This is a genomic window from Pseudomonas sp. NPDC085632, assembly GCF_044541255.1.
In the GTDB taxonomy this organism is placed as follows: Bacteria; Pseudomonadota; Gammaproteobacteria; order Pseudomonadales; family Pseudomonadaceae; genus Aquipseudomonas.
The window spans coordinates 55216-65946 of sequence record NZ_JBITSX010000031.1 but is presented as its reverse complement, the minus strand read 5'-3'; the positions used below and the strand labels follow the sequence as shown (position 1 = coordinate 65946).

General features: G+C 60.5%; 10 protein-coding genes and 2 pseudogenes. 7 read left to right on the top strand and 5 right to left on the bottom strand.

Annotated elements, in window-relative coordinates; genetic code table 11:
- Positions 1-136: 136 nt before the first annotated feature.
- Complete coding sequence (locus tag ACIF4X_RS19115; RefSeq protein ID WP_397483321.1) at positions 137-892, bottom strand: methyl-accepting chemotaxis protein; 756 nt, start codon at positions 890-892, stop codon at positions 137-139.
- A 102-nt stretch (positions 893-994) separates the two neighbouring features.
- Positions 995-1141: pseudogene (locus ACIF4X_RS19110) on the bottom strand (HAMP domain-containing protein); the annotation flags it as partial.
- Between the two features lie 1527 nt (positions 1142-2668).
- Here ACIF4X_RS19110 and ACIF4X_RS19105 point away from each other — a divergent pair.
- From ACIF4X_RS19105 to ACIF4X_RS19095, 3 genes and pseudogenes are all read left to right on the top strand, one after another.
- Positions 2669-3985, top strand: a complete 1317-nt coding sequence (locus ACIF4X_RS19105; RefSeq protein WP_397483319.1) for a Na+/H+ antiporter family protein — start codon at positions 2669-2671, stop codon at positions 3983-3985.
- A 202-nt stretch (positions 3986-4187) separates the two neighbouring features.
- Positions 4188-4964 (top strand): annotated as a pseudogene (locus ACIF4X_RS19100) (cache domain-containing protein); the annotation flags it as partial.
- Between the two features lie 84 nt (positions 4965-5048).
- The gene (locus tag ACIF4X_RS19095) at positions 5049-5870 is read left to right on the top strand and encodes a methyl-accepting chemotaxis protein (protein WP_397483320.1); all 822 of its coding nucleotides are present in this window, start codon (positions 5049-5051) and stop codon (positions 5868-5870) included.
- A gap of 78 nt (positions 5871-5948) precedes the next feature.
- On the opposite strand, the gene ACIF4X_RS19090 is transcribed toward ACIF4X_RS19095, so the two are convergent.
- Positions 5949-6884: a LysR family transcriptional regulator gene (locus ACIF4X_RS19090; protein ID WP_397483318.1), complete on the bottom strand. Its 936-nt coding sequence runs from the start codon at positions 6882-6884 to the stop codon at positions 5949-5951.
- Between the two features lie 112 nt (positions 6885-6996).
- Here ACIF4X_RS19090 and ACIF4X_RS19085 point away from each other — a divergent pair, with 112 nt between their 5' ends.
- The 3 genes from ACIF4X_RS19085 (at position 6997) to ACIF4X_RS19075 (ending at position 9033) form a co-directional block, all read left to right on the top strand.
- The gene (locus ACIF4X_RS19085; RefSeq protein WP_016987941.1) at positions 6997-7482 is read left to right on the top strand and encodes a DMT family transporter; all 486 of its coding nucleotides are present in this window, start codon (positions 6997-6999) and stop codon (positions 7480-7482) included.
- A 3-nt stretch (positions 7483-7485) separates the two neighbouring features.
- A complete protein-coding gene (locus ACIF4X_RS19080) occupies positions 7486-7938 on the top strand; it encodes a DMT family transporter (RefSeq protein ID WP_397483317.1) in 453 nt (150 codons plus the stop codon).
- A gap of 930 nt (positions 7939-8868) precedes the next feature.
- Positions 8869-9033 (top strand): metallothionein, encoded by a 165-nt coding sequence (locus tag ACIF4X_RS19075; protein ID WP_007919030.1) that lies wholly within the window; start codon positions 8869-8871, stop codon positions 9031-9033.
- Positions 9034-9058: 25 nt separating this feature from the next.
- Here the strand turns inward: ACIF4X_RS19075 and ACIF4X_RS19070 are convergent, their stop codons facing one another.
- Both ACIF4X_RS19070 and ACIF4X_RS19065 read right to left on the bottom strand, forming a co-directional pair.
- Positions 9059-9331, bottom strand: a complete 273-nt coding sequence (locus ACIF4X_RS19070) for a hypothetical protein (RefSeq protein WP_397483316.1) — start codon at positions 9329-9331, stop codon at positions 9059-9061.
- 38 nt (positions 9332-9369) lie between these two features.
- The gene (locus ACIF4X_RS19065; protein WP_007919026.1) at positions 9370-9597 is read right to left on the bottom strand and encodes a DUF6555 family protein; all 228 of its coding nucleotides are present in this window, start codon (positions 9595-9597) and stop codon (positions 9370-9372) included.
- 136 nt (positions 9598-9733) lie between these two features.
- Here ACIF4X_RS19065 and ACIF4X_RS19060 point away from each other — a divergent pair, with 136 nt between their 5' ends.
- The gene (locus tag ACIF4X_RS19060; protein WP_397483315.1) at positions 9734-10507 is read left to right on the top strand and encodes an AraC family transcriptional regulator; all 774 of its coding nucleotides are present in this window, start codon (positions 9734-9736) and stop codon (positions 10505-10507) included.
- Positions 10508-10731: the final 224 nt, after the last annotated feature.

The window sequence follows — 10731 nt, the reverse complement described above, 5'->3', positions numbered from 1 at the left end:
AATCTGTCGAAAAATATCGTCTGGTCAAATCACACCTCTTCGTTGGGCGTAGATTAACGCCCTTTAGGGGTGTCCAGAATCATTAAGCCAGATCAGGGTGAGGGGGGAATCCAGCGGACACCCCACAAACTTCGAATCACACCCGGAACTGATCCATCAAACTCTGCTGCTGATTTGCCAGACTATTGAGCGACTGACTCACCCGCGCCGACTCATTCGCCTGCCCGGACAGCGACTCCGTCACGTCACGAATCGTCGCCACGTTGTTATTGATCTCTTCCGCCACCGCACTCTGCTCTTCCGCCGCACTGGCAATCTGCAGGTTCATGTCGCTGATCACTGTCACCGCATCGCCTATCTGACGCAGCGCCGTCACCGCCTGGCCCACCTGTTCGACACTGCCCTGAGCCTGACGATGGCTGTTGCCCATCGAACCGACCACTTCCTGGGTGCCGCTTTGCAACTGCTCAATCACCTGACGGGTTTCTTCCACCGATTCCTGTGTACGGCGAGCGAGGTTGCGTACTTCATCGGCGACCACGGCAAAACCGCGTCCGGCCTCACCGGCACGCGCCGCTTCGATCGCGGCGTTGAGCGCCAGCAAGTTAGTCTGCTCGGCAATCGCGCGGATGGTTTCCAGCACGGCGCCGATCTTCTCGCTGTTGGCGGCCAGACCTTCAACTTGCACCATCGCTGCGCTCATGTCGGCGGCGAGGGTGTCGATGCTCGCGGTGGTGCGGTCGATCACGGTCAGGCCCTGGCGGGTCGCACGATCGGCATCCTTGGCGGCTTCGGCTGCTTGCGCGGCACTGCGCGCAACGTCTTGCGCGGTCGCACTCATCTCGTGAGACGCGGTGGCGACCTGATCGACCTGACGGTATTGCTGCTCCATGCCGGCGCTGGTTTGCGTGGCGATGGCCGAAGACTGGTCGGCGGTGTTGCGCGCGTCCTGCACCGAGCGTTTCACCTCGGCGATGATCGGCTGCAACTTGTCGAGGAACTTGTTGAACCAACCCGCCAACTGACCGAGTTCGTCCTGCTTGTCGTAGGCCAGACGGCGGGTCAGATCACCTTCGCCGCTGGCGATGTCTTCAAGCATGTGCGCCACGCCGAGGATCGGCTTGGTCACGCTGCGTGCCATCAGCCACACCAGCAGCAGGCCGATCAACGCGGCGAGTACGCCGAGGCTCAGCTCGATCAACGTGCCGGAATTATTGCTCGCGTCCAGTTGTTGCTTGAGCGCTTCGGCGCGGCTGACCAGGACTTTTTCCGGCACATCCAGCAGCACGCCCCACGACGGGCCACCGGGAATCGGCTGGAACGGCGACAGCACTTTCAACTGGCCGTTGCTGTGCAGGCTGCTCACACTGCTGGTAGACGCGAGTTTGCTCAGCAGTTCGGCGCCGCTGATTTTGTCCACGGCATCCAGACGCTGGCTGAGTTTGCCGGCATCCGGGCTGTAGCCGGCGAGCAAGCCGGCGGGGCTGATGATGCTCACAGCGGTCTGGCCGTCGTAGAGCTTTTTGCTGGCGCCCTGACTGATCGCTTGCAGACTGTTGAGGTTGATATCGACCGACAGCGAAGCGATGACTTTACCGTTGACCATCAGCGGGAAGACGATGCTGGTCATCAGCACGTTCTGGCCGTCGATCACATAGAAGTACGGTTCGATCACGCACGGCTTGAGCGTGGTGCGCGGGCAGGTGAACCAGGCGTTGGCCGCTTGACCGCTGGGGCCGGTGCTGGTGTCGGCCATGTCGCTTTCCGGAAGGGCCATCGACGTGACTTTGCCCGGGGTCGGTTGCGACCAGTACAGGGCGAAACGGCCCTTGTCATTGCTGCCGAGTTCAGCCTGACCGGCGAACAGTTCGTCTTTGCCGTCCAGTGCGTTGGCTTCGAACACCAGCGACAGGCCGAGCAGGTCCGGGTTGGCTTGCAGCGCCGATTTGACCTGACGGGTCATGTCCTCGCGCAGGTCGAAGGCATCGAGAAAACGCTTCTCGGCCTGTTCGCGCAGGAACAACACCTGCCGCGAAAAGCCGTGGCCGTACTGATAGGCGTCCATGAACTGCTGGCGAATGCCGGCGGCCTGCACTTCACCTTGCGACTCGATACGCGCCTGCGCCGACTCAGTGAGCATTTCCATGCTCGAAGCTTTCACCAGTTCAGAACTGTGCTCCATGCGATACAGCGAAAGACCCACCAACAGGGTCACGATACCGGCCAGGCACAGGCCGGCGAGCAGGGTGATTTTCCATTGGATGGAAAGTTGTCTGAGCGACATGGAGACGTCCTTATTCGATAAATATCTGAGACTTTGCACTGTAACGGCCGCAAACCGGCTTTCTTTATCCTTGAAACACAATATGACCGATTGCCGCATGCGGAGGCTGAAAACCCTGTTCTTGATCGTTCCCACGCGCAGCAAAGGAATGCAGCCCGGGACGCTCCGCGCCCCAAAGCGGACGCAGAGCGTCCATTGAGGCGTTCCCACGCAAAGCGTGGGAACGATCAGCAGAGACGGCGTTGGCTTTGACAAGGGAAGTTCGCTGCGGCACAGTGCGCGCCCTTCTAATAAGACCCTCTTTGCAAATCCGCCGGTTAGCTTTGGCGGACTCATTCTGTCTGGCGGTCGGTTTTCCACCGCAGTGTTTTTCGAGGAAGTGAAATGAATGCAGTCATAGCGGCAGTCGGCGTCATGCTGATCCTCAGCCTGTCCCGCGTGCACGTAGTGATCGCCTTGATCGTTGGCGCGCTGGTCGGCGGCCTCACCGGTGGCCTGGGCATCGATGCCACGCTCAAGGCCTTCAACAGCGGTCTGGGCGGTGGGGCGACGGTGGCGTTGTCCTACGCATTGCTCGGTGCTTTCGCCGTGGCAATTGCCAAGTCGGGCCTGGCCCATGCCTTGGCCGACAAGGCGCTGGCCATGGTCGACCGTCAACATGCGACCGGCGGAGGCAACGTCAAATGGCTGCTGATCGGCTTGCTGTGGGTCGTGGCGATCGCTTCGCAGAACATCCTGCCGATCCACATCGCGTTCATTCCGCTGCTGGTGCCGCCTCTTCTATATGTACTGACCAAGCTGCAACTCGACCGCCGCTTGATCGCCTGCGTGATGACGTTCGGTCTGATCACGCCGTACATGTTTCTGCCGGTAGGCTTCGGTAACATTTTCCTCAACGAGATTTTGTTGGCGAATGTTGCGCGTAGCGGCGTCGACATCAGCGGCATCAACGTCACCCACGCCATGGGCATTCCGGCGCTGGGCATGGTCTTCGGCCTGGCGATGGCGTTCATCACGTATCGCAAACGGCGCGTGTACGACCTGGCGAAGATCGAGCAGGTCGAGCAGGTTGCGGTGCAGTACAACCCGATGAGCCTGATGATTGCCGGTGTGGCGATTGCCGCCGCGTTCATTGTGCAACTGCTGCTGGACTCGATGATTATCGGGGCGCTGGTCGGTTTTCTGATCTTCTCGGTATCGGGCATCGTGAAATGGCGCGAGACCGATGACCTGTTCACCGAAGGCATGAAAATGATGGCAATGATCGGCTTCATCATGATCGCGGCCTCCGGTTTTGCCGAAGTGATGAAGGCCACCGGCGAAGTGCAGACACTGGTCGAATCGTCGGCGTCGTGGATCAATCACAGCAAGGGTGTCGGTGCGCTGCTGATGTTGCTGGTCGGGTTGCTGGTGACCATGGGCATCGGTTCGTCGTTTTCCACCGTGCCGATTCTGGCGGCGATTTTTGTGCCGCTGTGCGTGCAACTGGGCTTCAGCCCGATCGCGATCGTGTGCATCGTCGGCACCGCCGGTGCGTTGGGCGACGCCGGCTCACCGGCCTCGGATTCGACCTTGGGCCCGACCTCTGGCTTGAACATCGACGGTCAGCATCACCACATCTGGGACACCGTGGTGCCAACGTTCCTGCACTATAACTTGCCGCTGCTGGCGTTCGGCTGGGTGGCCGCGATGGTCCTCTAAACTCCGTCGGTGATCGTTCCCACGCTCTGCGTGGGAATGCCTCTTGTGACGCTCTGCGTCACGTTGTTGGACGCGGAGCGTCCGGGGCTGCATTCCCACGCAGAGCGTGGGAACGATCCTCATACCGACGCTCAACTTTTGTGATGGCGTGCCGTTAAAGCCTTTAACCACGCCAATAAAATCAAAAGAGTGAGCTCCCACAATGCGCCTGAGCCTCAAGGCTAAAGTCCTCTCCCTCGCTGTTCTTCCGGTGTTGCTCTTTGCGCTGGTCATCAGTCTGACCACGCTGTTCATTCTCCAGGAACAGGCGCACAAAGAGGTCGAACAGACACGCGAGCGCCTGCTCGGCGATGCCAAAGCCACCCTGCAAAGTTACGTTGCCGTGGCCATGACCACGATCAAACCGCTGTACGACGCGGCCGCGCCGGGCGATAACGAGGCACGCGCCCAGGCGATCAAACTGCTCTCCGGCATTCGCTACGGCAAGGACGGCTACTTCTTCGGCTACGACTCCGAGACCGTGCGCCTGTTCAAGGCCAACGACCCCGAAGGCGTGGGCAAAAGCTTCAAGGACAACCGCGACCCGAACGGCGTCTACGTCAACCGCGGCCTGGTGAGCGTGGCGAAGGACGGTACCCACTATCTGCAATACAGCTCGCCACTGCCGGGCAACGCGCAAGTGCTGGTGCCCAAACTCGGTTACACCGAATACCTGGCCAAGTGGGACATGGCGGTCGGCACGTCGGTCAACCTCGACGGCATCGAAGCACAAGTGGCCCTGGTCGAAGCGCAGGTGCAGGAGCGCATGCAAGGCGTGGTGCTGAGCATCGTTGGTGTGGCGGTGGTGGTGCTGTTGGTGATCGCGGCGGCGGGGATGCTGCTGGCCAATACCATTTTGCGTCCGCTGACCCTGATGAAAGCCAACCTCGATGACATCGCGGCGGGAGAGGGCGACCTCACGCGTCGGCTGAACATCACCAGCCAGGATGAGCTCGGTGAACTGGCCGGTTCGTTCAACCGCTTCGTCGACAAGATCCACGGCCTGGTGCGGCAGATCACCGAAATGACCACGCAACTCACCGGGCTGGTGACGCAGGTGTCCGATCAGGCGCAGCGCTCGGATCAGGCGATGGAACGTCAGCGTCACGAGACCGATCAGGTCGCCACGGCGATCAACGAGATGTCCGCCGCCGCGCAGGAAGTGGCAAAGAGCGCACAGAACGCCGCCGTCGCCGCCCAGCAGACCGATGAAGAAGGCCAGAGCGCCAAGCGTGTGGTGGCCGGCAGTATCAAACAGATTCATGCGCTGGTGGACGATATTCGCAGTAGCGGCGTGTCGCTCGACAGCCTTCAGCAGGACGTGACGTCGATTGTCGGCGTGCTCGGGGTGATTCGTTCGATTGCCGAACAAACCAACCTGTTGGCATTGAACGCGGCGATTGAAGCGGCGCGCGCCGGTGAAGCCGGACGTGGCTTTGCCGTGGTGGCGGATGAGGTGCGGGCACTGGCCAGTCGTACGCAGATCAGCACCCAGGAAATTCAGGGCATGATCGATCGCTTGCAGGCGGGTACGCAATCGGCGGTCGAGGCGATGCGCCGTTCCAGCGAGGCGGGTGACGGCACTTCACAGCAAGCCAATCAGGCCGGGGCTTCGCTGGATGCGATGGCATCGTTGATTGCGACGATCAACTCGATGAACGCGCAGATCGCCAGCGCCGCTGAAGAACAGACGGCGGTGGCCGAAGAGATCAACCGCAGCGTGCACCAGATTGCGGTGGCGGTGGATAACGTGGCCGATGAAACGCAATTGGGCGCGCAGACGTCGCGGAGTCTGGCGGAGCTGGGGCAGCGCCTTGGCAAACTCGTGGGTCAGTTCCGGATCTGACCGCTTGAAAAGCCCCTCACCCTAGCCCTCTCCCTCCGGGAGAGGGCTAGGGTGAGGGGCTCTTGATCTTCACGCATATCAAGGTCTGTCCCAGTAAGGCACTTCACCAAAGCATTCGACAAAGAAATCAATCACCGTCCGCACCTTCACCGACAACCTCCGGCTCCCCGGCCACAACACCGCAATCTGCTGCGGTTCCAGGCTGTTCGACACCTGATATTCCCTCAACACCGGCACCAGCGTGCCGTCGCGCACCGCTTCACCAATCAGCCACGACGGAAACATCACCAGCCCCAACCCCTGCTCGGCGGCTTGGGTAAGGGTGTCGGCGTGGTTGCCAGTGATCGGGCCTTTCACCGAGTACGGCGTCCAGTCCTTGCCATCGCGGCGGAAAAACCAGCGCTGCTGGCCGGTCGCGCCTTTGTAGGCGAGGCACTGGTGTTGCGCGAGATCTTCGGGCTTTAGCGGTGTGCCGTGGCGCTTGAGATACGCCGGACTGGCCGCGACCTGAAAGCGATGTGGCGCGAGAATCCGTGCCTGCATGCTCGAGTCGTGCAACGGGCCGATGCGGAACAGCAGGTCGGCACCTTCCTGCAACGGGTCGACGTAATGGTCAGTCTGTTGAATATCCAGTTGCAGCTTCGGATAACGCGCACACAACTTGCCCAGCCACGGCGTCAGATGGCGCTGGCCGAACACCACCGGGGCGTTGATCCGCACCAGGCCGGTGGGTTCGCTTTGCTGTTCCTGCAGCGCCTGTTCGGCTTCCTCCAGTTGCACTAGCACCAGTCGCGCATGATGGCCGAGCATGCGCCCGGCTTCGGTGGGCGTGACGGCGCGGGTGTGGCGGTAGAGCAATTGCTGATTCAGCGCCTGTTCCATCAACTGGATCTGCCGCGAAATCGAGGAGGGCGCCACGCCTTCGCGGCGGGCCACTTCGGAGAAGCTGCCGTGATCGAGCACGGCCACAAACAGCCTGAGTGCCTTGAATCCGAGTTCGTTAAGCCCGTGCATGGATCATCCTGCTGTGCGAGTTGCGCAAAAGTGTTGTCCGGATGCTCCCATTTATCGCACAGCTTCGCCAGCCGATAATCCGCGCCATCGTTTATTTGAGTGGAAGTTGTTTATGCAGACGTTGGATGAGGTGAGCGTTAGCGCGCCGGCGACGAAATCCGGATTGCGCTTGTTGTTGCTGCCGCTGGTGATTCTCGCGGGCATGGGCTTGTCGGTGGAGGCGGGGTTGCTTGGGCCGTTGGGTGTGCAGGTCGGGCATCTATGGGCGACCTTGAGCATCTTTGGCGTCGGCTCGGCGATTCTGTTTTTGCTGTTGTTGTTCGCAGGCCCGCAAAAAGGCCCGGCACTGACGGATCTGCCGCGCTGGCAGTTGATTGGTGGTTTCCTGGGGCCGATGTATGTGGTGGTGCTGACGTTGGCGACGCCGCATATCGGGATTGCCATGACGATGATCGCGATTCTGTCCGGGCAGGTCGGCAAGAGTGTGTTGATTGACCATTTCGGCTGGTTTGGCGCGACGCGCAAGAAGGTCAATGCCGAGCGGTGGCTGGCGTTGGGGTTGATTGTAGTGGCACTTGTTTTGATTGCGCGGGGGTGAGTGATGAGTCTGGTTATTTTGTTGGCGGTGGTGGTGTTGGCCGGTGCGGTGTTGAGTGTGCAGGCAGCGATCAATGGGCGTCTGGGGGAAACCGTTGGGGTGTTGCGCAGTAGTCTGCTGACATTTGTTGTGGGGGCCGTGACGACGGGGTTGTTGATTTTGTTTTTTGAGCCGGCGCAGGCGGTGAGTCTTTTGGATGTGCCGAAGTGGCAGTTGACGGGGGCGTTGTTTGGAGTGGTGTACATGATGGTGATGGTGGGGGCGGTGCCGGTGGTGGGGACGGCTGTGGCAACGGTGGCGGTGATTGTCGGGCAGTTGGGGATGGGGATGTTGATTGATAATTTTGGCTGGTTGGGGAATCCGGCGATCGAGCTTTCTTCAAGTCGGATCTTGGCGATGGTGTGTTTGGGGGTGGCTTTGGTGTTTATGTATCGGAGTTCGCGTCGGGCTGGGTGATTTTATTTTGAGTACATATCCGTTGCTGCGGTAACGGCGGCTTAGGGTTCCGCCCTTACGGCGGGTCACTTTTGGCAAACGCCCGGAATGCCGGCCCAGCCAAAAGTAACCAAAAGGGCTTGCTCCTGCGTGCGGCCCGCTCGCTGGGGCTCGGGGTTCCTTCGCTGCGGGATCGATCCGGGCGCAGCGCCTACGGTTTGCTTCGCTGCACCTCCTCTCGCTGTGTTTGGCTTCGCCAAACGGTCGCTGCGCTCCCACGCCCGGATCAATCCCGGAACGAAGCCTTCCGACGTCGCCCGTGGATCAAGATCAAAAGCAGGCGAGCTGACACTCGGCCTATTGAGTGGTGAGGAGCGGGGTTCGGCTTTGGTTTTGTGTTGGATTCGCCCCTCACCCCAGCCCTCTCCCGAGGGAGAGGGAGCTAATTTGTGTGCTTTTCAAAGCCTGAGTTCAACGCGGAATCGCACGTCGGCGTACATCTCCCAAACCACTCGGTCAGTCCCCTCTCCCTCCGGGAGAGGGCTAGGGTGAGGGGCTTTTGATCTTGCTTTGGCTTTGGCTTTTGATCTTTTGCCCCTTCGGCAGGCCGAGCGAAGGTGTTCATCCGGGGGTAGGCGCGCAGCGCCGTTCGACGAAGTCGAACACATCGAGAGGAGGTGCAGCGAAGCAAACCGTAGGCGATGCCCCCGGATGGACACCGTAGCGAGGGAACACTGAGCCTCAGCGAAGTGCCGTACGCCGGGGCAAAGCCTTTTGGGTTACCTTTTCGGCGTTTGGAAAAGGTGACTCGCTGTAAGAGCGAAACCGCCAGCGGCAACACCCGCAGCAACGGATATGCCCCCAAAACCCCAAATCGCCAGCACCTCCTACACTGATTATCACGGCTTGCCCTTCAAGCCCCAGACAACCACCACCCAAGGAGTCTGTCCCATGCCCGATAGAAAATGCGATTGCCCCAACTGCAAATGCACCATCAAGGAAGGCGAGCATGCCTACGCAGTTCACGGCAAACACTATTGCTGTGAAGCCTGCGCCCACCACCACAAGAGTGGCGAAGAGTGCTCAACCAAGGGCTGTAAATGCGCCCACGGATGACGAACGACGCATAAAAAAGTGGAGCCTAATCAGGCTCCACTTCCAGTTTCAGGCTCTCATCATCCAGCCGCTCAGTAAGCCGCACCGTGCCTTGCAGCCGCCGGCCTTCCACCCTGACCACGACGGTTTTCGCTTGATCAAGGTCTTCCGGCAGCGGTGCCGGCACGCGCAGAGCAAAGCGAAACGGATCATCTTCGACCGCCTCCAGCCCAACGCCGCATTCGACGCTTTTGGTGATCCGCCCGAACAGGGTATCGAGGCCGTAGTCCAGGTGCGCCGGGCTGATGATGTTGCTCATGGTGCATTCCCCCGAATGATGCCGATCCCAGGCTGAGCTTAGCTGGTCGGTCGCCACACGACGTTTTCCACGCCGAATTTTTCCGCCATCGGTTTGCTGGTCTTCTGCACCTTTTCGCGGCCAAAGCGCGGAATGCGACCGACGCCAGCGTCGCAACTCGCCCAGTGCCACGCCTCGGTGTTGTCCATTTTGTCCGAGCGGATAATGAACGACTTGGGCGTGCCGTGAAGGGTGTATTCGATGACATAGAGTTTTGCGTTGTTCATAAAGCCCGTATTCCTCCCTGTGGTAATAGAGGGATCGCGGTGCGCCGGGAAAATTCACTCGGATTGTCCGACGGTATCTATCGTTGGCGACGCCGTGGCGCACTGGTTACCATGGCGTTTCCGCCAAGCCCAATGAATGCTCGCCATGGCCCTTGCCGCACCCCCTGATCTCAGCGATACCGATGTGCCCGTGCAACGTGTGGCACGCACGTACCCGCGCGGCTTGTTCATCGAGCCGCACGAGCATGTCTGGGGGCAGTTGCTGTATGCGATGAGCGGTGTGATGTGGGTCGAAACCCCGCACGAGGCGCTGGTGGTGCCGCCGCAGCGTGCGGTGTGGTTGCCGCCGGGTGTACCGCACGGGATTCGGGTGGTGTCGGATCTGCAGATGCGCAATATCTACCTGCGCCCGGCGCTGGCGGCAACGCTGGATCAGACCGTGCAGGTGATCGAGGTCGGCGGTTTGTTGCGCGAGCTGATTGTCGGGCTGGTGGAGCAGGGCGACAGCGGTGATCCTGCGTATTACGAGGCGTTGGTCGGGTTGGCGTTGCTTGAGCTGAAACGCGCAAGGCGTTCACAGTTGAAGATCCCGATGCCGGATGAGTCCGACCGGCGCTTGATGAATCTGTGTCAGGCGGTGATGGCGGCGCCGTCGCTGGAGATTCCTTTCGAACAGCATGCGGAAAATGCCGGAGCCAGCGTGCGCACCCTGGCGCGGTTGTTCAAGGACAGCCTCGGTATGGGCTTCGCCGAGTGGCGGCGGCAGGTACAACTGGCGACGGCGGTGGCGGAACTGATTCAGGGCGTGGCGGTGAGTGTGATTGCCCGCGAACTCGGCTACTCACCCAGCAGTTTCAGCGACATGTTTCGCCGCGAATTGGGTGTCGCTCCTTCACAATTCACTCTGTAACGACGCTGTCCTGAACCTACACAGAACCTTGTGGGAGCTGGCTTGCCAGCGATAGCGGTGTGTCAGCCGATGAGGATGTCGGATGCACAGGCCTCATCGCTGGCAAGCCAGCTCCCGCAGGGTTTTGTGGTGTGCATCCGGTACTTGTCCGAAATTCAGAAGTCCTTGGCCGATGCCATGCCCGCTGGTTCCCTAAACTCTGCCCATTCCCTTCAAACGGCGGA